Below are 22,485 nucleotides of genomic sequence, written 5' to 3' on the forward strand. Positions count from 1 at the left end.
GGATCCTCTGAATATTTGAACCGTTAAACCGCGGCAGCGCCGCCGACGATTTCCGAGATCTCTTGGGTGATCGCAGCCTGACGCGCCTTGTTGTAGATCAGCTGCAAATCGCTGATCAAATCACCGGCGTTGTCGGTAGCGTTCTTCATTGCGATCATCCGCGCCGCTTGTTCAGCTGCGTTGTTCTCGACCACCGCCTGGTAGACCTGCGACTCCACGTAACGGACCATCAAGCCGTCCAGCAGCTCCTTGGCATCCGGTTCGTAGAGATAGTCCCAGTGGTGCTTGAGTTCTTGATCCGGGGTTGCCTCCAGTGGAATCAACTGCTCCACGGTCGGCTGCTGAGTCATGGTGTTGATGAACTTGTTGGATACCACGGACAGGCGGTCAATCCGGCCTTCCAGGTACGCATCCAGCATCACCTTGACGCTGCCGATCAGATCATTGATCGACGGCTCTTCACCCAGATGGCTGATAGCTGCAACGACGTTACCGCCGAAGTTGCGGAAGAAGGCCGCACCCTTGCTACCGACCACACACAGATCGATCTCGACGCCTTGTTCGCGGTTTACCGCCATGTCCTTGACCAGGGCCTTGAACAGGTTGGTGTTCAAGCCACCACACAGACCACGGTCACTGCTCACCACAACGTAACCGACGCGCTTGATAGCACGGTCGATCATGAATGGGTGACGATATTCCGGGTTGGCGTTGGCCAAATGACCAATAACCTGGCGGATGCGCTCCGCATAAGGACGGCTAGCAGCCATGCGCATTTGTGCCTTGCGCATTTTGCTGACCGCCACTTTTTCCATGGCGCTGGTAATTTTTTGCGTGCTTTTGATGCTCGCAATCTTACTGCGAATCTCTTTTGCGCCTGCCATGTAACACCTATCAGGTTAGCAAGCGGGAGCCTTGCGGCTCCCGCTGCGGCTTACCAGGTTTGGGTGGCTTTGAACTTCTCGATACCGGCTTTCAGGCCAGCGTCGATTTCGTCATTGAAGTCACCCTTCACGTTGATCTTCGCCATCAGGTCGGCGTGATCGCGGTTGAAGTAAGCAATCATGGCCTGTTCGAAGCTACCAACTTTGGCAATCTCGACGTCCGTCAGGAAGCCACGTTCAGCGGCGTACAGGGACAAGGACATGTCGGCGATGGACATCGGCGCATATTGCTTCTGCTTCATCAGCTCGGTAACGCGCTGACCATGCTCAAGTTGCTTACGGGTCGCTTCGTCCAGGTCAGAAGCGAACTGGGCGAATGCCGCCAGTTCACGGTACTGAGCCAGAGCGGTACGGATACCACCGGACAGCTTCTTGATGATCTTGGTCTGAGCGGCACCACCCACACGGGATACCGAAACACCGGCGTTCACAGCCGGACGGATGCCGGAGTTGAACATGGCCGATTCCAGGAAGATCTGACCGTCGGTGATGGAAATCACGTTGGTCGGAACGAACGCGGAAACGTCGCCAGCCTGGGTTTCGATGATCGGCAGAGCGGTCAGGGAACCGGTCTTGCCAGTCACTGCGCCGTTGGTGAACTTCTCTACGTACTCCTCGGAAACGCGGGACGCGCGCTCCAGCAGACGGGAGTGGAGATAGAACACGTCACCTGGGTAGGCTTCACGGCCTGGTGGACGGCGCAGCAGCAGGGAAATCTGGCGGTAAGCCACTGCTTGCTTGGACAGATCGTCATAAACGATCAGCGCGTCTTCACCGCGGTCGCGGAAGTATTCGCCCATGGTGCAACCGGAGTACGGTGCCAGGAACTGCAGTGCAGCCGATTCGGAAGCACTGGCAGCAACGATGATGGTGTTAGCCAGGGCACCGTTTTCTTCCAGCTTGCGAACCACGTTGGCGATAGTCGATTGCTTCTGACCGATCGCTACGTAGACGCAGAAAATGCCGCTGTCTTTCTGGTTGATGATCGCGTCGATCGCCAGAGCGGTCTTACCGATCTGACGGTCACCGATGATCAGCTCACGCTGGCCACGGCCGACTGGGATCATGGCATCGACAGCCTTGTAGCCAGTCTGTACAGGCTGGTCTACCGACTTACGCCAGATCACGCCTGGAGCAACTTTCTCGACCGCATCGGTCTCGGTGTTGTTCAGCGGACCTTTGCCGTCAACTGGGTTACCCAGTGCGTCGACTACGCGACCCAGCAGTTCCTTACCAACCGGAACTTCGAGGATGCGGCCGGTGCACTTGGCGCTCATGCCTTCAGCCAGACTGGTGTACGCGCCCAATACAACGGCACCTACGGAGTCTTGCTCCAGGTTGAGGGCCATACCGTAGACGCCGCCCGGAAACTCGATCATCTCGCCGTACATGACGTCGGCCAGACCGTGAATCCGCACGATGCCGTCAGATACGCTGACGACAGTGCCTTCGTTACGGGCTTGGGAGGTCACATCGAGCTTGTCGATGCGGCCCTTGATAATTTCACTTATTTCGGAAGGATTGAGTTGCTGCATTGCTCTGCTGCCCCTTCAAACTCAAGATTTCAATGCTTCGGCAAGGTTCGCGAGTTTGCCGCGAATCGAGCCATCGATAACCAGGTCGCCGGCGCGGATTACGACGCCACCAATAAGGCTGGCATCCTCCGCAGCGTGCAGTCGCACTTCCCGGCCGAGCCGTGCACTGAGAACCTTGGCGAGTTTGTCTTGCTGTTCTTGGTTCAATGCGAACGCACTGGTTACATCCACATCCACCGATTTCTCTTGCTCGGCCTTGTACAGGTCGAACAGAGCGGCGATCTCCGGCAACAGCAGGAGACGGTCGTTCTCGGCGGCAACGTGAATGAAATTCTGTGCCTGTGCATCAAACTTGTCGCCACACACTTCGATAAAAGTGTTGGCCTTTTCTGCGCTCGTCAGTCGCGGGGCCTTAAGCACGCGCTGCATGGTGTCATCTTGTGACACCGCTGCAGCCAGGCCGAGCATGGCTGACCAAGAGGCCAGCTGCTGGTGGGCCTGAGCGTGCTCGAAGGCCGCCTTAGCGTAAGGTCGGGCCAACGTGGTCAGTTCTGCCATGATCGCCCTCGCTTAAATTTCAGCAGCCAGTTTGTTAACCAGCTCTGCGTGCGCGTTTTGATCGATTGTGGCACCCAGGATCTTCTCTGCGCCATTGACTGCCAGGCTACCCAGTTGGGCACGCAGCGCGTCTTTGACACCGTTCAGTTCCTGTTCGATCTCGGCCTGAGCCTGAGCCTTCACACGTTCAGCTTCGACACGAGCCTGTTCACGGGCTTCGTCGACGATCTGAGAACCGCGCTTCTTGGCTTGCTCAATGATTTCAGCTGCCTGAGCTTTAGCTTCGCGCAGTTGCTGACCCGCTTTATCTTGGGCCAGTTCCAGGTCACGAGCTGCTCGGCTGGCAGCGTCCAGTCCATCCGCGATCTTCTTTTGACGTTCGTGCAAAGCAGCAATGACCGGAGGCCAAATGAACTTCATGCAGAACAATACAAAAATTAAGAACGCAACGGACTGGCCAATCAGGGTTGCATTAATGTTCACGCCAACACCTCGCTCGTTCGTTGTCCGTCACACCAATCAACTCGAATACTCGAGTGATTAGCCAGCGAGTTGACCAACGAAGGGGTTTGCGAAGGTGAAGAACAGAGCGATACCAACACCGATCATGGTTACGGCGTCGAGCAGACCGGCAACGATGAACATTTTAACTTGCAGCATTGGAACCATTTCTGGTTGACGCGCAGCGCCTTCCAGGAACTTGCCGCCCAGCAGGCCGAAACCAATTGCGGTACCCAGTGCGCCCAGGCCGATCAACAGTGCAACAGCGATAGCGGTTAGACCAACTACAGTTTCCATCTTTCCTCCCGACTTTTACGTCGTATGGTTTAGGTTTTTTAGATTAAAGCGGTAAAACAAATCGTTTCATCGAGCCCGAGACGGGCCCCCTCTCGCCGCAACGAGAGGGACATCAGACTAGTCGAGACTGGTCTTAATGGTTCTCTTCGTGCGCCATCGACAGGTAGACGATGGTCAGCATCATGAAGATAAAGGCCTGCAGGGTAATGATCAGGATGTGGAACACAGCCCACGCCCATTGCAGAACCACACCCATGCCGCTGAGCCACAGCAGACCGCTGCCGAACATCACAGCGATCAGGATGAACACCAGTTCGCCGGCATACATGTTGCCGAACAGACGCAGTGCCAGAGAGATCGGCTTGGCAATCAGGGTCACGAATTCCAGCAGGAAGTTCACCGGAATCAGAAGCGCTTGAACGAAGATGTTCTTGCTGCCGAACGGATGCAGGGTCAACTCGCCGATGAAACCGCCGATGCCCTTGATCTTGATGCTGTAGAAAATGATCAGCGCGAATACCGACAGGGCCATGCCCAGGGTGGCGTTCGGGTCAGTGGTGGATACGGCACGGAATGGAATGTGCGGATCGCCCGAGATCAACATGGCCAGTTGTGGAATCCAGTCCACCGGTACCAGGTCGATGGCGTTCATCAGGAACACCCAGACGAAAATGGTCAGCGCCAGCGGTGCGATCACCGGGCTGCGGCCGTGGAAGCTGTCCTTCACGCTGCCATCGACGAAGCCAACCATGACTTCAACGAAGTTCTGCAAAGCGCCCGGCACGCCGGAAGTCGCCTTCTTGGCCGCCATGCGGAACAGAAGAATGAAGATCACACCCAGTGCGACAGACCAGCCGAGGGTATCGACGTGGAATGCCCAGAAGCCCATTTCCTTGGCTTCTGCTGCGGAGTGGGCAAAGCCCCAGCTCCCATTGGGTAGCTGACCGAAGGTCAGGTTCTGCAAGTGGTGCTGGATATAGCCCGAAGCGGTTGTTTCTGCTGACATGGTTGCCTCAAACGCCCTAAGGTCTCGAAAGTCTTGTTCTCATTAGCAGGGGAGCGAACCAGCTGACCAGTTGGGTCAGCACGAAGACGCCGAATACAGCCAGCGGCGCCAGTGGCTTCACACCTGCGAACGTCAGTGCAAACAGCACCGCCGTCAAAATCAGTTTGCCCGCCTCACCGGCATAAAAAGACCGGACTATGGCTTGGGCCGCTCGAGCGCCGGAAAACCGAAATGCCCTGTGAGCGAAATACACATTGGGTAGCAAGGCTATCAGTCCTCCGCAAAGGCCTGAGTACCCGGCAACGACTCCACGCCATTGCCAAAGCGCCAGAGCGGCTATCAGCAGAATGACCAACTGAGCCAATAAAACCGGAAAAACCGCCAAGCGATGAAACGGCAAGCGGTTTGGCGTGCGGGTTTCCATCGCTCTTGCTCCTCAAGGGTCGGCCGCCAGAATTCAATAACTTGGCATAATTTGTGCCGACAAAATGCGCGCAGAGTATAGGGGCGGTTCAGCCCCTATTCAACTGCCGGGTAGTGATTTCCGACTGCGCGCTACATGAGGAAATGTTTCAGCGAATGTGAGCGAGGACGCCTTGCAGCTCATCCAGGGAGTTATAGCCGATCACCAGCTGTCCCTTGCCCTTCTTCCCATGACGAATCTGCACCGCAGAGCCTAGGCGCTCGGCCAGGCGCTGCTCGAGACGGGCGATATCCGGGTCTGGCTTGACCGGTTCAGCAGGCTCCTGTTTGCCGCTCAGCCACTGGCGAACCAGCGCCTCGGTCTGACGTACAGTGAGACCTCGTGCGACAACGTGTCGCGCCCCTTCAACCTGTTGATTTTCCGGCAATCCGAGCAAGGCACGGGCATGACCCATTTCCAGGTCGCCGTGGGACAGCATGGTCTTGATTACCTCAGGCAAGGCAATCAGGCGCAGCAGGTTGGCCACACTGACGCGGGACTTGCCCACCGCTTCGGCGACCTGTTGCTGAGTCAGCTGAAATTCCTGCTGCAGGCGCTGCAGGGCCACCGCTTCCTCGATGGGATTGAGGTCTTCGCGCTGGATATTCTCGATCAGCGCCATGGCGATAGCGGTTTCATCCGGTACATCGCGGACCATCGCCGGGATGGTTTCCTGGCCGGCCTGCTGGCTGGCGCGCCAGCGGCGTTCACCGGCGATGATCTCGAAACGACCACCACCAATGGGACGGACCACGATCGGCTGCATCACACCCTGGCTCTTGATCGAGTTGGCCAGTTCTTCCAGTGCCTGCGGGTCCATGTCCCGGCGTGGCTGGTACTTGCCACGCTGGATCAGGTCCAGGGGCAGGTGCTGCAGCTCACGCTGGTCGGCCTGCACCGCTTGTTCTTCCAGTGCGCTGACAGTCGGACCACTCAACAGTGCATCCAGTCCACGTCCGAGACCTCGTTTCTTGACGGCCATGGGGATTCCTTAAGTTGGCTGGGCGGCTGCGACGCGCGATTGTTTACGTTGCCGGCGAACCATCTCGCCCGCCAGGGCCAGGTAGGCCAGCGCGCCACGGGATTGTTTGTCGTACGCCAATGCCGGCATGCCGTAGCTCGGCGCCTCGGCCAAACGGATGTTGCGCGGAATCACGGTGTCGTACAGCTGATCGCCGAAGTGTTCCTTGAGCTGCGCGGAAACATCGTTCATCAGGCTCAGGCGCGGGTCGAACATGGTACGCAGCAAGCCTTCGATCTTCAGCTCGGGGTTGAGCAGTTCAGCGATACGCTTGATGTTATCCACAAGGTCGCTCAAGCCTTCCAGCGCGTAGTACTCGCACTGCATGGGGATAATCACCCCATCGGCGGCCACCAGGGCGTTGAGGGTGAGCATCGACAGCGACGGCGGGCAGTCGATCAGGATGTAGTCGTAGTTTTCACGAATCGGCGCCAGGGCGCTGCGCAGACGGCTTTCCTTCATCTGCATTTCCAGCAGCACCACTTCCGCGGCCGTCAGGTCGCGGTTGGCCGGCAGCAATTGATAACCACCGTGTTCGGAGAAGTGCATGGCCTGGGCCAGGTCGCATTCACCAATCAGCAGGTCATAGACCGAGTTTTCCAAACCGTGTTTATCCACACCGCTACCCATGGTGGCGTTGCCCTGTGGATCGAGATCGATCAACAGCACCCGGCGCTTGGTCGCTACCAGGGATGCTGCGAGGTTGATGCAGGTGGTGGTCTTGCCCACACCACCTTTCTGGTTCGCTATCGCGAATACCTTAGCCATTCTTGCTTGTGTTCCCAATCATGCCGTGCGGCGCAGTATCAGCAGATGGCGTTGGCCTTGGCAACCGGGTACGGCCAAGGCGTGTTCGCTATCGAGGTGGAAGTCTGCCGGCAATGCTAACAGCTCATCCGAGGGATGGACGCCCTTCATTGCCAGCCAGCGTGTATCGCGGTCGCCCAGGTGGCGGGTCCAGTTGGTGAAGTTCTCCATGCTGCTGAACGCCCGGGAAATGATCCCGTTGAAAGGCTGTTCAGGCGTGAAGGCTTCGACCCGGCTGTGGATAACTTGCAGGTTATCCAGCTTGAGTTCGAGTTTGATCTGTGTCAGGAAGCGGGTTTTCTTGCCGTTGCTGTCCAGGCAGGTGACTTGCGACTCGGGAAACAGGATTGCCAGAGGGATACCGGGCATCCCGCCGCCGCTGCCAACATCCAGCCAGCGGCCGTTTTCGATGAACGACATTACGCTCAAGCTATCGAGCAGATGGCGGGAGACCATTTCATCCGGGTCGCGCACCGCAGTCAGGTTGTAAGCCTTGTTCCACTTGATCAACAGGGCCAGGTAACCCAGCAGCAATTCGTGCTGGGCTGCGCTCAGATTGACACCGAGCTGGCGAGCGCCTGTGGATAACTCATCCGCGTGTTGTGGGGTGACCATAGAACTCAAGCGCTTTGCTCCAACTGACGGCCCGCGCCGCGTTTTTTCAAATGAATCATCAACAGGGAAATCGCCGCCGGGGTCACGCCGGGAATACGAGACGCCTGGCCCAGGGTTTCCGGACGGGTTGCGCCGAGCTTGCTCTGGATTTCCTTCGACAGGCCAGAAATGCCGGTGTAATCGATATCCACAGGCAGCTTGGTGTCTTCGCTGGCCCGCAGACGAGCAATTTCGTCCTGCTGGCGATCGATATAGCCTGCGTATTTGGTCTTGATCTCGACCTGTTCCGCGACCTGTGGATCTTCTGCGCCGTGTCCGGTCACTTCGACCAGACCAGCGTAGTCGATTTCCGGACGGCTCAGCAGGTTCAGCAGGTTGTACTCGTGGGTCAGCGGGGTGCCGAATTTCTGAGCAATGGCATCGCCCTGCTCGGTGCCCGGACGGACCCAAGTGGACTTCAGGCGTTGCTCTTCCTGGGCAATGCCTTCGCGTTTCTTGCAGAAAGCGGCCCAGCGCACGTCATCCACCAGACCCAGCTCGCGACCTTTTTCGGTCAGACGCAGGTCGGCATTGTCTTCGCGCAGAATCAGGCGGTATTCCGCTCGGGAAGTGAACATCCGGTACGGTTCCTGGGTACCCAGGGTAATCAGGTCATCCACCAGCACACCGATATAGGCTTCATCGCGGCGCGGGCACCAGCTGTCTTTGCCCTGGGCACGCAGTGCGGCGTTGGCCCCGGCCAGCAAACCCTGGGCGCCGGCTTCTTCGTACCCGGTGGTGCCGTTGATCTGACCGGCGAAGAACAGGCCGCCGATGACCTTGGTTTCCAGGCTGTATTTCAAATCCCGCGGATCGAAGTAGTCGTACTCGATGGCATAACCCGGGCGCACGATGTGTGCGTTTTCCATGCCGCGGATCGATTGCACGATCTGCAACTGCACGTCGAACGGCAAGGATGTGGATATACCGTTCGGGTACAGCTCGTGAGTGGTCAGGCCTTCAGGTTCGATAAACACCTGATGGCTTTCCTTGTCGGCAAAGCGATGGATCTTGTCTTCGATCGACGGGCAGTAACGCGGGCCAATGCCTTCGATCACCCCGGAATACATCGGCGAACGATCGAGGTTCGAGGCGATGATCTCGTGGGTGCGGGCGTTGGTGTGAGTAATCCAGCAACTGACCTGTTGTGGATGCTGTTCTTTCGAGCCCAGGAACGACATCACCGGAATCGGTGTATCCCCAGGCTGTTCGGTCATGACCGAGAAATCCACAGAACGGCCATCGATGCGTGGCGGAGTACCGGTTTTCAGGCGGCCGACCCGCAGTGGCAGTTCTCGCAGTCGTTGCGCCAGGGCAATCGAGGGCGGGTCACCGGCACGACCACCGGAATAGTTCTGCATTCCGATGTGGATAAGTCCACCGAGGAAGGTTCCGGTGGTAAGCACCACGGATTCCGCGAAGAAACGCAGACCCATCTGGGTCACGACACCGCGTACCTGATCCTGTTCAACGATCAGGTCATCTGCGGCTTGTTGAAATATCCACAGGTTCGGCTGGTTCTCGAGGATCTCGCGCACCGCCGCCTTGTACAGAACACGGTCGGCCTGGGCGCGGGTAGCGCGCACGGCTGGGCCTTTGCGGCTGTTCAACACACGAAACTGAATACCGCCTTTATCGGTCGCCATGGCCATCGCACCCCCTAGGGCATCGATTTCCTTAACCAGATGGCTCTTGCCGATCCCACCAATTGCGGGGTTGCAGCTCATTGCTCCGAGGGTTTCCACGTTATGCGTCAGCAACAGGGTTTTGGCCCCCATGCGTGCTGATGCAAGTGCTGCCTCGGTACCGGCATGACCGCCGCCGATGACGATCACTTCAAAACGGGAAGGGAAATCCACCACGCACCTCGTGCCTGCTTCAAGTAGGAGTAATTAGGAGTAGTTGTCGGGTTGGTTTTTGGACCAAGGCGGCAAGTATAGGGACTTAGCCCTTCCTAAAGAACCCTTTGCACAAAATTTAACCAGCTGTGGATGGATCACGGTCAATAGAAATTAAAAGAGAGAAATTTATTAAATCCTTGTTTTTATGTTTATTCTTATGCACATTCCTTTCTGTGGATAGATTGCTACAGGCCTTTATATTCAATATGTACAGAGGTTTTAAACTCTGTGATTAGGTGGCCAGGAGGCCCTTGGATAAGCGGTTTAAACCTGTGGATGAATGGGGTGGTTATCCACAGCCGTGGTTTTCCTCAGTTTTGAAGCCTGGTTATCAACCGAGCTGAAGGGCAGTTATTCACAGGGCTTAATCCACAGAAAACATCCGCGTCCAGGGAAACCCAGGCACAGGTAGACCTTGTTGTGGCCTCAACGGCTACAACGGATCGATCAGGAAGAGGGAGAAACAGACAGGCTGCGCGAGCCTGTCTGTGGATAACACCAGGTGATGATTGCAGCGGTCACTCGGGGCGCTTGACCAGGCGACCTTGTATCCACCAACTCAACGCCAGCGTGACAATGACCAGGACCAGCCAGTACTTCTTCAAGCCAGCCTTGGCGCTATCGAGTATCGAGGCGCTGGCCATGTCATTGCCCGCCAGAGATGGGTTCGTCGAGATCCCATCGTTCAAGCTTTCAGCTTCAACCTCTGGGGAGTTCTGGGCCGAAACAGCGGACGGCTCGAAGGCGGCGACACCCTCCGCCACAGGCGCCTGATCCGAGGGAAGTTGAGCCCAACTGCCTTGGCAGACAAGGGCCAGACCCAGTACCGCGAGATAGCTACAAAAGCGCATAAACACCCTTCCATCCATTTGATAGCAGCGACCGCGGATGCTGGCCGGGGCTTGAACGAATGAATATCAGCTGATTCCGATTCTTCTGACGGCCTCAAGCCGCTGATCCGCTGGTTTCTGAACAGGCTTCATTTGCCCTGGCATGTCCACAAGTAAGGGAAAAGCTCATGTTCCATCGGCGCCCCAGCAGGCAGAGCCGTGGCCAGCCCTGGAAACTCGGGCGAGGTGCGCCAGGGTCGGGGGGCATGACGCATGTCATCTCCCAGAAAACGCAGCGAAAATGCCCGACGCCGGCGATCTCCCCCCACACCGCCAGAGGCATGCAGGGTGAGCATGTGGAAGAACACCGCGTCCCCGGGTTCCAGGGCCCAGCCGAGGATATTGAAGGCCGAGCGATCGGCTTCGATGTCCGGCAGGTCCGCCAGACTGCCTTCGGGAAACCATTTGGCCTGATTGTCCAAGAAGGTTCGCGGCATCAGCCAGGGACCACGGTGGGAACCGGCGACAAACTCCAGTGTGGATGCCCGCGCCACCGGGTCCACGGGCATCCACATGCTGCAGTTTTGTTGGCCCTCGACGTTGTAGTACGGCTGATCCTGATGCCAGGGCGTGGCTTGCCGAGTGTTGGGCTCCTTGACCAGCAGGTGATCGTGATAGAGCCGCACGTTGTCGCTTTGCATCAGCTGGCTGGCGATATGGCCTACCCGGCTGTTGAAGATGAAGCGCCTGTAGTCGGGGTTGTCCTGCCAGTTGCAGAAGTCCTCGAAGAACCAGCCAGGATCATCCGCCTGGCTAGCGACCTTGGCCCGCTCGCTGGGGCTGGCCAGGTTGTGTTCGATCCCCCGCTCCAGCAGCGCCACTTCGTCGGCACTGAACAGCTGGCGAATACACACGGCACCATCACGCTGAAACGCCTCGATGGTTGAGGGGGGCAGGTGGAACGCTTGCATGGTGTTTTCCTTTTCATCCAATGGAGGGCAGCACAACGGCCGAGATCCTCAGTCCGGGAGGGGCACATCAGTGAGGGCTGTGTTCGGCCTGATCCATATCCAGTAGGCCAGTGACAGCAATGCCAGCCAGCCGACACCGACATAAAGTGCCAGGCGGGTTTGCGCAAAGGCGCCGAGCACCACAAAGATGAACAGCATGAAGAGCACCGCGCAGACCTGGCCAGCGGCGCCAAAAGGCACGGGAAAGCCCAGGGCAGCGATTTCCTCCGCGCTCATGCTACGGCGCATGGCCATCTGCGAGAGCAGGATCATCAGCCAGACCCAGACCACCGAGAAGGTCACCAGCGAAGCAAACACCAGGAACAATTCCTCGGGTACCAGGTAGTTGAGCAAAACACCGAACAGCAGAGCCACCGACATCACCAGCACCGTCATCCAGGGGACTCCGAAGCGCGAGGTGCTGGCAAACGCCGCAGGGGCCTGACCGATCGCCGCCATGCCGTACATCATGCGGCCGGCACTGAAAATGTCGCTGTTGATCGCCGAGAACACCGCGGAGATCACCACCAGGTTCAGTACCGTTGCCGCCGAATTTATCCCCAGGCCGCTGAAGATCTGCACGAAGGGACTGCCCTGACTGCCGATACCTGACCAGGGAAACAGCATCAGCAACACCAGCAGGGTCAGGATGTAGAAGATCAGAATCCGCAGTGGCACGGAGTTGATCGCTTTGGGAATCATGCGTTGCGGGTCCTTGGCTTCGCCCGCCGTGATGCCAATGACCTCGATCCCGCCAAAGGCGAACATGACAATGGTGAACGAGGCGATCATGCCCTCCAGGCCATTGGGGAAAAAACCACCATAGGCCCACAGGTTGCTCAGGCCCACAGAATGCTGTCCGTCACCCAGCTGGATACCGAACAGCAGCACCGCAAAGCCTCCGCCGATCATTGCGATGATCGCCGCGACCTTGAGCAGCGATAGCCAGAACTCCATTTCGCCAAAGATCCGCACACTGCACAGGTTCAAGGCGCCGATCCCCAGCACGATGCTCAGCACCCAGATCCAGCGGGGCGTATCGGGGAACCACAGGCTCATGTAGACACCAAAGGCGGTGACGTCCGCCAGGCACACCATGAGCATCGAAAAAGCATAACTCCAGCCGGTGAGAAACCCCGGAAAGCGTCCAAGATAACAACTGGCGTAATGCCCGAAGGAACCCGATACCGGGTTTCTGACAGCCATTTCCCCCAAGGCGCGCATGGTCAGGTAGATCGCCGCTCCGCCGATCAGGTACGCCAGCAGTACCGAAGGACCGGCCTGCTTGATGGCGGCCGCCGAACCGTAGAACAACCCGGTGCCGATGGCTGAACCCAGCGCAATGAAACGGATGTGCCGGGTGCTCAAGCCACGGTTTAACGCAGTCGTGCTAGCCATTTCTGTTCCTTGAATGCCGGACTGTCGACCCCGTCGGCGTCCATCGGCCGACCCAGGGGCAATAGCCGGACTATTTCCTCAGGTGTACAAACCTGTACATCTGCCAGGATGCAAATCAGGTACCACTTGGGGAATGAAGGATAAAAGTGCCGAACGCGTCGGCTAGTGCGGATAAATGGCGGAAACTTGAGCCCACTTACGAAATGGGCCTGTTACTCAAGACCGCAGGTTCATCGGCTGGAATCGGGAAAGGGGGTAAAGGTAACGTCGTTGTCCTCGGGGCCGGTAAAAATCGCAAAATCTGCAAATCTGCCGTCGCTACAGTGGAGTACCAAGGAGGCCTTATGAAACCTGCAACCCGAATCCATTACGGCCAGCGCATGGAGCCGGTGCTGCGTTGGCTGGCAAGCCATCCACACAGCGATCCGGACCTGTACCACCTGGCGGACCTGGCCTGTATGTCGGCTTACCACTTTCATCGCATCTACCGCGCAATGATGGGAGAAACGCTGAACGCCACGGTGCAACGCATTCGCATGCACCTGGCAGCCGCAGCGCTGGCAGGCACCGACGCGGATCTGGCCGAGGTGGCTTTGCGTGCTGGCTACGAGTCGGGGGCGGCGTTCAACCGGGCATTCTCTGGCGTTTTCGGGTTGCCGCCTGGGCGTTATCGCGCAACCCGTTCCCGTCCTTTCGACCCTGAGGTGTCAAATATGTACTCCATCACAATTGAAACCTTCCCCGGCGTTGTTCTGGCAGCCCTGCCTCATCAGGGCTCCTACCAGGAAATCGGTCCGGTGTTCACCCGCGCTTTCATGCTGGCCGCCAGCCGGGGGCTCATGCATTCGGACACCAGCGGATTCGGTGTCTACTTCAACGACCCCGAGCAGGTCCCGACTGAGCAATTGCGCTCGCTAGCCGGAGTCGCGGTCGCGCCCGATGCAGACCTGGGCGAACAGCTGGAAAGGTTCGACATTCCTCCAGGGCGCTACGCAATCCTGAATTACGTGGGCCCCTACAACGAGATGGATAAAGCCTATGCCTGGATGTTCTCCGAGTGGCTGCCTGACAGTGGGCTGACACCAGGGGATTTTCCGATGTTCGAACACTATGTGAACGATCCACGCGTCACCCCACCCGCACAGTTGCAGACACGCATCTACCTGTCGGTGGAATAAACGCCGTCCGTTACCGGCAGGGGTGTGGATAACCTCTGCCGGAGCGCACCGGGGGCGGCTCTACTTGCCGATGCAGAAGCTGGAAAAGATCCGTCCCAACAGGTCATCGGAACTGAAGGCCCCGGTGATTTCTCCCAGCGACTGCTGGGCCTGCCGCAGATCCTCGGCCAGTAGCTCACCGGCGCCGGCCAAGGTCAGCTGGGCACGGCCATGCTCCAGTGCGGCACTGGCGTAGCGCAACGCTTCGAGGTGCCGGCGGCGGGCACTGAAGCTGCTTTCCGACGTCTGTTCATAACCCATGCAAGCCTTGAGATGCTCACGTAGCAAATCCAGCCCGACACCGGCAGACATGGCACTGAGGCTGATGGTCACATGGCCATCCTCACAGGTTTCAAGAGCGATAGGCTCGCCAGTCAGATCGGCCTTGTTGCGGATCAAGGTCACCTTGGCCGGGTCCGGACGCTGCTCAAGAAATTCCGGCCACAGGGCGAAGGGATCAGCCGCTTCTGCTGCAGTGGCGTCCACCACCAGCAATACCCGGTCGGCTTCACTGATGGCCTTGAGCGCACGTTCGACGCCGATTTTTTCCACTTGATCCTCGGTGTCCCTGAGGCCGGCGGTATCCACCACGTGCAACGGCATACCGTCGATGTGGATATGTTCCTTGAGAATGTCCCGAGTAGTGCCGGCGATATCAGTGACGATGGCCGCCTCGCGCCCGGCCAGGGCATTGAGCAGGCTAGACTTGCCGGCGTTCGGACGGCCAGCGATCACCACCGTCATGCCGTCACGGAGCAAGGCGCCCTGCCCGGCTTCCCTCAGTACTGTGGATAACTCGTCGCGGACCGCATCGAGCATGCTCAACACGTGGCCATCGGCGAGGAAGTCGATTTCCTCCTCGGGAAAATCAATCGCCGCTTCGACATAGATCCGCAGGGCAATCAGCTGTTCGGTCAAGTTATGCACACGCTGGGAGAATGCGCCCTGCAGCGAGCGCAATGCGTTGCGCGCGGCCTGTGCAGAACTGGCCTCGATCAGGTCGGCAATGGCTTCGGCTTGTGCCAGATCGAGCTTGTCATTGAGAAAGGCGCGCTCGCTGAACTCTCCAGGTCGGGCCAGCCGGCAACCCAGCTCGAGGCAGCGCTGCAGCAACATGTCGAGAACGATGGGGCCGCCATGGCCCTGCAGCTCCAGTACATCTTCGCCGGTAAAGGAGTTCGGCCCCGGGAAATACAGGGCAATGCCTTCATCCAGCACCTCTCCCTGTTCACTGAGAAAGGGGCCGTAATGCGCAAACCGCGGTTTCAATTCGCGGCCGCTGATGGCCTTGGCGGCCAGGCTCGCCAGGGGCCCGGAAATCCGTACGATGCCCACGCCACCGCGACCTTGGGCAGTGGCGACAGCGGCGATGGTTTCACGAGGGACATTCATAACCCGACATCCAGACAAAAGTGACAGATAGCAAAACGCCCCACTAGGGGGCGTCTTGTGTGGTTATCCACAGCGTAGGTCAGGCTTCAGCTTTCTTGGTAGCCGCTTCGATCTTACGAGTGATGTACCACTGTTGTGCGATCGACAGGCAGTTGTTCACTACCCAGTACAGAACCAGACCTGCAGGGAACCACAGGAAGAAGAAGGTGAAGATGATTGGCATCATTTTCATCACCTTGGCCTGCATCGGATCCGGAGGCGTCGGGTTCAACTGCTGCTGGATGAACATGGTGGCGCCCATGATGATCGGCAGGATGAAGAACGGATCCTTGATCGACAGGTCGGTAATCCACAGCATGAATGGTGCCTGGCGCATTTCCACGCTTTCCAGGAGTACCCAGTACAAGGACAGGAAGACCGGCATCTGCACCAGGATCGGCAAGCAGCCGCCCAGCGGATTGATCTTCTCTTTCTTGTACAGCTCCATCATCGCCTGGGACATTTTCTGACGATCGTCGCCGAATTTTTCCTTCAGCGCGGCCAGTTTAGGAGCCACAGCACGCATGCGCGCCATCGACTTGTAGCTGGCAGCCGACAGTGGGAAGAAGATCCCCTTGATCAGCATGGTCAGGAAAATGATCGACCAGCCCCAGTTACCCACCAGGCTGTGGATATGTTGCAGCAGCCAGAAGATCGGCTGGGCAATGAACCACAGGAAGCCGTAGTCGACAGTCAGTTCCAGACCTGGGGACAACTCTTTCAGCACCGCCTGGCTTTTCGGGCCGGCGTACAGAATGGCACTGGTTTCAGCCTTGGCGCCTGGAGCAACGGTCATCGAAGGGCCGGTGTAGCCAATGATGTAGTTGCCTTTGCTGTCTTTGCGCGCCAGAACCTGGTTATTTTCGCCTTTTGGCGGAATCCAGGCGGTCACGAAGTAGTGCTGCAGCCAGGCTACCCAGCCACCCTGAACATTTTCAGTGATGGGCGCCTTGGTTTTGTCCTCGTTCACCTTGTCCATGTCTTTCATGGACACTTTTTTGTACGGCTCGGAACTTGTCCACAGGGCGGCGCCCAGGTAAGTCGCAGTGCCGGTGGCGGTGCTGGAGGATGGATCGGAACTGGCGTCGCGCTTGAGCTGGGCGAACATCGCACCGGTCCAAGGTTGCGCGCTTTCGTTATCGATCAGGTAGGAAACGGTGATGTCGTACAGGCCACGCTTCAGGGTGAAGCGTTTGATGTAGTTGACGCCGTCCTTGCTGAACTTCAGGTCGACCACCAATTGGTCCTGACCGTCAGCCAGTTGATAACTTTTCTTCTCTGCCGAGTAGATCGGGCGACCGGCCGGGTTGGCGTCCGGGCCGCTGCTGCCAATCAGGCCACTTTGTGCCAGGTAAGTCCGTTCGTTGCCGTTATCGAACAGCTGGAAAGGAATTTCCGGGTGGTCCTGACGACGTGGATACAGTGGCAAACGCAGTTGCGCGATATCCCCACCTTGTGGATCGACAGCCAGGTCGAGCACATCCGTTTTGATCTGAATGAGATCTTTGCTTGCAGCAACCGGCGCTTCTGCGGGTGCAGTGGTATCGCTTGCGGCGCGTGGAATGTCGTCGTTGGCAGCGGAAGTGCCAGTTGGCGTATCCGGCAAGCCCGGAGCGGTCGTGCTGGAAGCAACATTCTGAGTCGGCAGGGCAGCCTGGCCATAATCCTGGTTCCATTTAAGAACCATGACATAGGACACGATTGCCAGGGCGACGATCAGGATCGTGCGTTTGATATCCATGATTACTCGGCCATCGAAGAAGAACGGGAGGTAGGGATAGGTGGAACCGGGTCATAACCACCGGGATTCCACGGATGACAGCGACCTAAACGACGAAAGGTCAGCCAGCCACCGCGCAGAAGGCCATGATTTTCGATGGCTTCTAACGCGTAGCAGGAACAACTGGGGTAGAAACGACAGTGATTGGCCATCAGAGGACTAATGGCATAGCGGTAAAACTGGATCGGAACGAGTGCCAGTTTACGCATCGGGACTGTCTACCCCTACAGTTTCGGATTTGACTGCTGGTTCCGGCTTGTTGCGCGCCAGACGTTTCCAGAGTTTGCCGAAATGCTGAATCAATTCGGGGTTTTCTACATCGCCCAAACCTTTGCGCGCGACGATAACGATATCCCATCCGACCAGTGAGTCCTGGTGGAGACGAAACGATTCGCGCATCAGACGCTTGAGGCGATTGCGCTCAACGGAGAGCTTTACGCTCTTTTTCCCGATCACGAGCCCCAGACGGGGATGATCCAGGTCGTTGTTGCGCGCAAGGAGCAGGAGATTTTTCCCCGGAACCTTGCCGGTAGGGGAGTCAAAGACCGCCTTGAAGTGCCGGGGGGTAAGCAGACGCTTTTCCCGACTGAAGTCCTGACTCACCTCCAGTGCCGGATTATCAAACTGCCAGACGCGCACGACCTTTGGCGCGACGACGCGACAGGACGGCACGACCGTTCTTGGTAGCCATGCGAGCACGGAAACCGTGGGTACGAGCGCGTTTGATAGTGCTTGGTTGGAAAGTACGTTTCATGTCGTGTTACCTGGTTCGTCCACAACGGGCCGGAATGGCCCCCGTTTTAAGAGATCGGCGATTCTAGAGAAAGCAAGCCTCTAGGTCAATTTCCAACCAGCTTTTCCTTTATCTATGTATGTCCGGGTCCTGGGTTGTGAGTCAGTCTTGGCTAGATATAAAAATAAAGAAGGAAAGTATTTAAAGCTTTTCTGTAAAGCTTATAAAGGCTAGGGACGGCACCTTCTGTGGATAACTGGCTTAAGCCCTTATAGTCCGTACTGTACAGAGGATGACAACACGGTTGAGAAACGGTGTTCTGCCTGTGCTGCGCTATCGGAAAACCTGTGTGTGGAACGAGAGGTTATCCACAGGCGAGTTACCCACAGAGTTTTGACCCGAGTTGTGCAATGACCTCAGGCGGGGTTATCCACAGAGCTTATGCACATACCATTGGTCGTGTTTATTCGGGGTAAGGCGTTGATTCTTAGTGTCCTGAGGGCACGCTACATGTGGATAAGTGGACGGCTGATCGCTACAATGGCCGCTTGTTTTTGCCTCACCGGCTTTCAACTTAGGGGATATCCGTGTCAGTGGAACTTTGGCAGCAGTGCGTGGAGCTTCTGCGTGATGAGCTGCCTGCCCAGCAATTCAACACTTGGATCCGTCCGCTACAGGTCGAAGCCGAAGGCGACGAGTTGCGTGTCTACGCACCGAATCGTTTTGTTCTCGATTGGGTCAACGAAAAGTACCTGGGCCGCGTGCTCGAGCTGCTGGATGAACACGGCAACGGCAGTGCGCCGGTTCTTTCCTTATTAATAGGCAGCAAACGCAGTTCGGCGCCTCGCGCTGCACCTAATGCGCCACTGGCCGCCGCTGCCTCGCAAGCGCTGCAAGCGGCAGCAGCCAATGCCACCCCGGCGGCGGCTCCTGCGCCAACTCCGGCACCCACTTCAGCTCCGGCCAAGAAAGCCGCGGCGCAGAAGAGTGCCGAGGTCAGCGAAGAACCCTCTCGTGACAGCTTCGACCCGATGGCGGGCGCTAGCTCGCAGCAGGCACCGGTACGCGCTGAGCAGCGTACTGTCCAGGTAGAAGGTGCGCTCAAGCACACCAGCTACCTGAACCGCACCTTCACCTTTGAAAACTTCGTCGAGGGTAAGTCCAACCAACTGGCTCGGGCAGCGGCCTGGCAGGTGGCGGACAACCCCAAGCATGGCTATAACCCGCTCTTCCTTTATGGCGGCGTCGGTCTGGGTAAGACCCACTTGATGCATGCCGTGGGTAACCACTTATTAAAGAAGAACCCGAATGCCAAGGTCGTGTACCTGCATTCCGAGCGTTTTGTTGCGGACATGGTCAAGGCGTTGCAGCTCAACGCCATTAACGAATTCAAGCGCTTCTATCGTTCGGTCGACGCATTGCTGATCGACGATATCCAGTTCTTCGCTCGCAAGGAGCGTTCCCAGGAAGAGTTCTTCCACACCTTCAATGCCCTCCTCGAAGGCGGCCAGCAGGTGATTCTCACCAGCGACCGTTATCCGAAGGAAATCGAAGGCCTGGAAGAACGCCTCAAGTCCCGCTTCGGCTGGGGCCTGACGGTAGCGGTCGAACCGCCGGAACTGGAAACGCGGGTGGCGATCCTGATGAAGAAGGCCGACCAGGCCAAAGTCGAACTGCCCCACGATGCGGCGTTCTTCATTGCTCAGCGAATTCGTTCCAACGTCCGTGAACTGGAAGGCGCACTCAAGCGAGTCATCGCCCACTCGCACTTCATGGGGCGCGACATCACCATCGAGCTGATTCGCGAATCGTTGAAAGACCTGCTGGCGCTGCAGGACAAGCTGGTGTCTGTGGATAACATCCAGCGCACCGTCGCCGAGTACTACAAGATCAAGATTTCCGATCTGCTGTCCAAGCGACGTTCACGTTCGGTAGCCCGCCCCCGTCAGGTGGCCATGGCCCTGTCCAAGGAACTGACCAACCACAGCCTGCCGGAAATCGGTGATGTGTTCGGTGGCCGCGACCACACTACGGTGCTGCACGCCTGCCGCAAGATCAATGAACTTAAGGAATCCGACGCGGACATCCGCGAGGACTACAAGAACCTGCTGCGTACTCTGACCACTTGATGATTCCAACGCAGCTTATTAAGGCAAGGGACTAGACCATGCATTTCACCATTCAACGCGAAGCCCTGTTGAAACCCCTGCAACTGGTCGCCGGCGTCGTCGAACGCCGTCAGACCTTGCCGGTACTTTCCAACGTGCTGCTGGTTGTCGAAGGCCAGCAACTGTCGCTGACCGGTACCGACCTGGAAGTCGAGCTGGTCGGTCGTGTGCAACTTGAAGAGCCCGCAGAGCCGGGGGAAATCACCGTTCCCGCACGCAAGCTGATGGACATCTGCAAGAGCCTGCCCAACGACGCGCTGATCGACATCAAGGTCGACGAGCAGAAACTGGTGGTGAAGGCCGGTCGTAGCCGCTTCACTCTGTCGACCCTGCCTGCCAACGATTTTCCTACCGTGGAAGAAGGCCCGGGTTCGCTGACCTGTCAGCTGGAGCAGAGCCGCCTGCGTCGCCTGATCGAACGCACCAGCTTCGCCATGGCCCAGCAGGACGTGCGCTACTACCTCAACGGCATGCTGCTGGAAGTGTCCGCCGGGATCATCCGCGCCGTGGCCACCGACGGTCACCGTCTGGCCATGTGCTCGATGCAGGCGGATATCGGCCAGCCCGATCGCCACCAGGTGATCGTGCCGCGTAAAGGTATCCTGGAGCTTGCCCGTCTGCTCACCGAGCCGGATGGCAACGTCAGCATCGTCCTGGGTCAGCACCACATTCGCGCCACTACCGGCGAGTTCACCTTCACCTCCAAGCTGGTGGACGGCAAGTTCCCTGACTACGAGCGTGTGCTGCCAAAAGGCGGTGACAAGCTGGTACTGGGTGACCGTCAGGCTCTGCGTGAAGCTTTCAGCCGTACCGCGATCCTGTCCAACGAGAAGTACCGCGGTATCCGTCTGCAACTGGCCAATGGTCAGTTGAAGATCCAGGCCAACAACCCGGAGCAGGAAGAAGCGGAAGAAGAAGTGGGTGTTGAATACAACGGCGGCTCGCTGGAAATCGGCTTCAACGTCAGCTACCTGCTGGACGTGCTGGGCGTGATGACCACCGAACAGGTGCGCCTGATCCTGTCCGATTCCAACAGCAGTGCGCTGGTGCAGGAATCCGACAACGACGACTCGGCTTACGTTGTCATGCCGATGCGCCTGTAATCATGCTCAGCAGAAGCTAGATGTCCCTCAGTCGCGTCTCGGTCACCGCGGTGCGCAATCTGCACCCGGTGACCTTCTCCCCCTCTCCCCGCATCAACCTTCTTTACGGCGCCAACGGCAGTGGCAAGACCAGCGTGCTGGAAGCCATCCACCTGCTGGGGCTTGCCCGCTCGTTTCGCAGTGCCCGCTTGCTGCCGGTGATCCAGTATGAACAGCTGGCTTGTACGGTCTTTGGCCAGGTGGAGTTGGCCCAGGGTGGGCACAGCAGCCTGGGGATATCCCGGGATCGTCAGGGGGAGTTCCAGATCCGCATCGACGGTCAGAATGCCCGCAGCGCGGCGCAGCTGGCGGAAATTTTGCCGCTGCAACTGATCAATCCGGACAGCTTTCGTCTGCTGGAAGGTGCTCCAAAGATCCGTCGACAGTTCCTGGACTGGGGAGTGTTCCATGTGGAACCTCGCTTCATGTCCACCTGGCAGCGCTTGCAGAAGGCCCTGCGGCAGCGGAACTCATGGCTGCGGCATGGTACACTTGACGCCGCTTCGCAAGCGGCCTGGGACCGGGAACTGTGTCAGGCCAGCGCTGAAATCGATGAATACCGCCGCGCATACATCAAAGCCTTGAAACCAGTCTTTGAGCGGACCTTGGGCGAGTTGTTGCAGCTCGAGGGCCTGACGCTTAGCTATTACCGTGGTTGGGACAAGGACCGAGAGCTCAGTGAAGTGCTCGCGGCCGCCCTGCACCGTGATCAGCAAATGGGTCATACCCAGGCTGGTCCACAACGTGCTGATTTGCGTCTGCGCTTAGGCGGACACAACGCCGCGGACATCTTGTCCCGTGGCCAGCAGAAGTTGGTGGTCTGTGCCTTGCGCATTGCCCAGGGGCACCTGGTGAGCCAGGCCCGTCGCGGTCAGTGTATTTATCTGGTGGATGACTTGCCGTCCGAGTTGGACGAGCAGCATCGCCGCGCACTTTGTCGCTTGTTGGAAGACTTACGCTGCCAGGTGTTTATCACCTGTGTAGACCACGAATTATTGAGGGAAGGCTGGCAGACGGAAACGCCAGTCGCTTTGTTCCACGTGGAACAAGGCCGTATCACCCAGACCCACGACCATCGGGAGTGAAGGC

At 58.0% G+C, this 22,485-nt stretch carries 23 protein-coding genes; 4 read left to right on the forward strand and 19 right to left on the reverse strand.

Features of this window, described 5'->3' with window-relative positions; all coding sequences use genetic code 11:
* Nucleotides 1-23 precede the first annotated feature (23 nt).
* The 14 genes from atpG to PQT43_RS25995 all read right to left on the reverse strand — a co-directional run bounded on the left by atpG (nucleotide 24) and on the right by PQT43_RS25995 (nucleotide 12,925).
* A complete protein-coding gene (gene atpG, locus PQT43_RS25930) occupies nucleotides 24-884 on the reverse strand; it encodes a F0F1 ATP synthase subunit gamma (RefSeq protein WP_011064382.1) in 861 nt (286 codons plus the stop codon).
* A gap of 50 nt (nucleotides 885-934) precedes the next feature.
* On the reverse strand, nucleotides 935-2,479 hold the full coding sequence (gene atpA / locus PQT43_RS25935; RefSeq protein ID WP_102862412.1) for a F0F1 ATP synthase subunit alpha: 1,545 nt from the start codon (nucleotides 2,477-2,479) through the stop codon (nucleotides 935-937).
* Between the two features lie 21 nt (nucleotides 2,480-2,500).
* Nucleotides 2,501-3,037 carry a F0F1 ATP synthase subunit delta gene (locus PQT43_RS25940; RefSeq protein ID WP_102862413.1) on the reverse strand — a complete coding sequence of 179 codons (537 nt, stop codon included), beginning with the start codon at nucleotides 3,035-3,037 and terminating at the stop codon, nucleotides 2,501-2,503.
* A gap of 12 nt (nucleotides 3,038-3,049) precedes the next feature.
* Nucleotides 3,050-3,520 carry a F0F1 ATP synthase subunit B gene (locus tag PQT43_RS25945; RefSeq protein WP_011064385.1) on the reverse strand — a complete coding sequence of 157 codons (471 nt, stop codon included), beginning with the start codon at nucleotides 3,518-3,520 and terminating at the stop codon, nucleotides 3,050-3,052.
* Between the two features lie 57 nt (nucleotides 3,521-3,577).
* On the reverse strand, nucleotides 3,578-3,835 hold the full coding sequence (gene atpE / locus PQT43_RS25950; RefSeq protein ID WP_002555987.1) for a F0F1 ATP synthase subunit C: 258 nt from the start codon (nucleotides 3,833-3,835) through the stop codon (nucleotides 3,578-3,580).
* A gap of 133 nt (nucleotides 3,836-3,968) precedes the next feature.
* On the reverse strand, nucleotides 3,969-4,841 hold the full coding sequence (gene atpB, locus PQT43_RS25955; protein WP_102862414.1) for a F0F1 ATP synthase subunit A: 873 nt from the start codon (nucleotides 4,839-4,841) through the stop codon (nucleotides 3,969-3,971).
* Nucleotides 4,842-4,857: 16 nt separating this feature from the next.
* Nucleotides 4,858-5,265, reverse strand: coding sequence for a F0F1 ATP synthase subunit I (locus PQT43_RS25960; protein WP_016964883.1), 408 nt, complete (start codon nucleotides 5,263-5,265; stop codon nucleotides 4,858-4,860).
* Nucleotides 5,266-5,413: 148 nt separating this feature from the next.
* Complete coding sequence (locus tag PQT43_RS25965; RefSeq protein ID WP_011064387.1) at nucleotides 5,414-6,286, reverse strand: ParB/RepB/Spo0J family partition protein; 873 nt, start codon at nucleotides 6,284-6,286, stop codon at nucleotides 5,414-5,416.
* A 9-nt stretch (nucleotides 6,287-6,295) separates the two neighbouring features.
* Entirely contained in the window at nucleotides 6,296-7,093 is a 798-nt protein-coding gene (locus PQT43_RS25970) for a ParA family protein (protein WP_011064388.1), read from the reverse strand.
* A gap of 18 nt (nucleotides 7,094-7,111) precedes the next feature.
* Entirely contained in the window at nucleotides 7,112-7,747 is a 636-nt protein-coding gene (gene rsmG, locus PQT43_RS25975) for a 16S rRNA (guanine(527)-N(7))-methyltransferase RsmG (RefSeq protein WP_253084183.1), read from the reverse strand.
* A gap of 5 nt (nucleotides 7,748-7,752) precedes the next feature.
* Nucleotides 7,753-9,645 (reverse strand): tRNA uridine-5-carboxymethylaminomethyl(34) synthesis enzyme MnmG, encoded by a 1,893-nt coding sequence (mnmG, locus tag PQT43_RS25980; RefSeq protein ID WP_170001381.1) that lies wholly within the window; start codon nucleotides 9,643-9,645, stop codon nucleotides 7,753-7,755.
* A gap of 560 nt (nucleotides 9,646-10,205) precedes the next feature.
* Nucleotides 10,206-10,544 (reverse strand): hypothetical protein, encoded by a 339-nt coding sequence (locus PQT43_RS25985; protein ID WP_265073967.1) that lies wholly within the window; start codon nucleotides 10,542-10,544, stop codon nucleotides 10,206-10,208.
* Nucleotides 10,545-10,666: 122 nt separating this feature from the next.
* Nucleotides 10,667-11,488 (reverse strand): phytanoyl-CoA dioxygenase family protein, encoded by an 822-nt coding sequence (locus PQT43_RS25990; RefSeq protein WP_272755005.1) that lies wholly within the window; start codon nucleotides 11,486-11,488, stop codon nucleotides 10,667-10,669.
* 48 nt (nucleotides 11,489-11,536) lie between these two features.
* Complete coding sequence (locus PQT43_RS25995) at nucleotides 11,537-12,925, reverse strand: amino acid permease (RefSeq protein ID WP_272755007.1); 1,389 nt, start codon at nucleotides 12,923-12,925, stop codon at nucleotides 11,537-11,539.
* Between the two features lie 344 nt (nucleotides 12,926-13,269).
* Here PQT43_RS25995 and PQT43_RS26000 point away from each other — a divergent pair, with 344 nt between their 5' ends.
* Nucleotides 13,270-14,103: an AraC family transcriptional regulator gene (locus tag PQT43_RS26000; RefSeq protein WP_110594154.1), complete on the forward strand. Its 834-nt coding sequence runs from the start codon at nucleotides 13,270-13,272 to the stop codon at nucleotides 14,101-14,103.
* Nucleotides 14,104-14,163: 60 nt separating this feature from the next.
* Here PQT43_RS26000 and mnmE read toward each other — a convergent pair whose 3' ends face one another.
* From mnmE to rpmH, 5 genes are all read right to left on the reverse strand, one after another.
* A complete protein-coding gene (mnmE, locus tag PQT43_RS26005) occupies nucleotides 14,164-15,534 on the reverse strand; it encodes a tRNA uridine-5-carboxymethylaminomethyl(34) synthesis GTPase MnmE (RefSeq protein WP_115581267.1) in 1,371 nt (456 codons plus the stop codon).
* A 79-nt stretch (nucleotides 15,535-15,613) separates the two neighbouring features.
* Nucleotides 15,614-17,314, reverse strand: a complete 1,701-nt coding sequence (yidC, locus tag PQT43_RS26010) for a membrane protein insertase YidC (protein WP_110652498.1) — start codon at nucleotides 17,312-17,314, stop codon at nucleotides 15,614-15,616.
* A gap of 2 nt (nucleotides 17,315-17,316) precedes the next feature.
* Nucleotides 17,317-17,562: a membrane protein insertion efficiency factor YidD gene (gene yidD / locus PQT43_RS26015; protein ID WP_003213574.1), complete on the reverse strand. Its 246-nt coding sequence runs from the start codon at nucleotides 17,560-17,562 to the stop codon at nucleotides 17,317-17,319.
* Entirely contained in the window at nucleotides 17,555-17,956 is a 402-nt protein-coding gene (rnpA, locus tag PQT43_RS26020) for a ribonuclease P protein component (protein ID WP_197662869.1), read from the reverse strand. The genes yidD and rnpA overlap by 8 nt, the downstream gene beginning before the upstream one ends.
* Before the next feature lie 16 nt (nucleotides 17,957-17,972).
* Entirely contained in the window at nucleotides 17,973-18,107 is a 135-nt protein-coding gene (gene rpmH, locus PQT43_RS26025; protein WP_003213577.1) for a 50S ribosomal protein L34, read from the reverse strand.
* A 566-nt stretch (nucleotides 18,108-18,673) separates the two neighbouring features.
* Here rpmH and dnaA point away from each other — a divergent pair.
* Genes dnaA through recF form a run of 3 tightly spaced genes read left to right on the forward strand, consistent with a single transcriptional unit; the run spans nucleotide 18,674 to nucleotide 22,481 of the window.
* Nucleotides 18,674-20,215 carry a chromosomal replication initiator protein DnaA gene (dnaA, locus tag PQT43_RS26030; RefSeq protein ID WP_060842037.1) on the forward strand — a complete coding sequence of 514 codons (1,542 nt, stop codon included), beginning with the start codon at nucleotides 18,674-18,676 and terminating at the stop codon, nucleotides 20,213-20,215.
* Nucleotides 20,216-20,253: 38 nt separating this feature from the next.
* A complete protein-coding gene (gene dnaN / locus PQT43_RS26035; RefSeq protein ID WP_011058392.1) occupies nucleotides 20,254-21,357 on the forward strand; it encodes a DNA polymerase III subunit beta in 1,104 nt (367 codons plus the stop codon).
* A 20-nt stretch (nucleotides 21,358-21,377) separates the two neighbouring features.
* Nucleotides 21,378-22,481 (forward strand): DNA replication/repair protein RecF, encoded by a 1,104-nt coding sequence (gene recF, locus PQT43_RS26040; RefSeq protein ID WP_102862424.1) that lies wholly within the window; start codon nucleotides 21,378-21,380, stop codon nucleotides 22,479-22,481.
* The last annotated feature ends 4 nt before the right edge of the window (nucleotides 22,482-22,485 follow it).

The organism is Pseudomonas sp. BLCC-B112 (assembly GCF_028550695.1).
In the GTDB taxonomy this organism is placed as follows: domain Bacteria; phylum Pseudomonadota; class Gammaproteobacteria; order Pseudomonadales; family Pseudomonadaceae; genus Aquipseudomonas; species Aquipseudomonas danubii.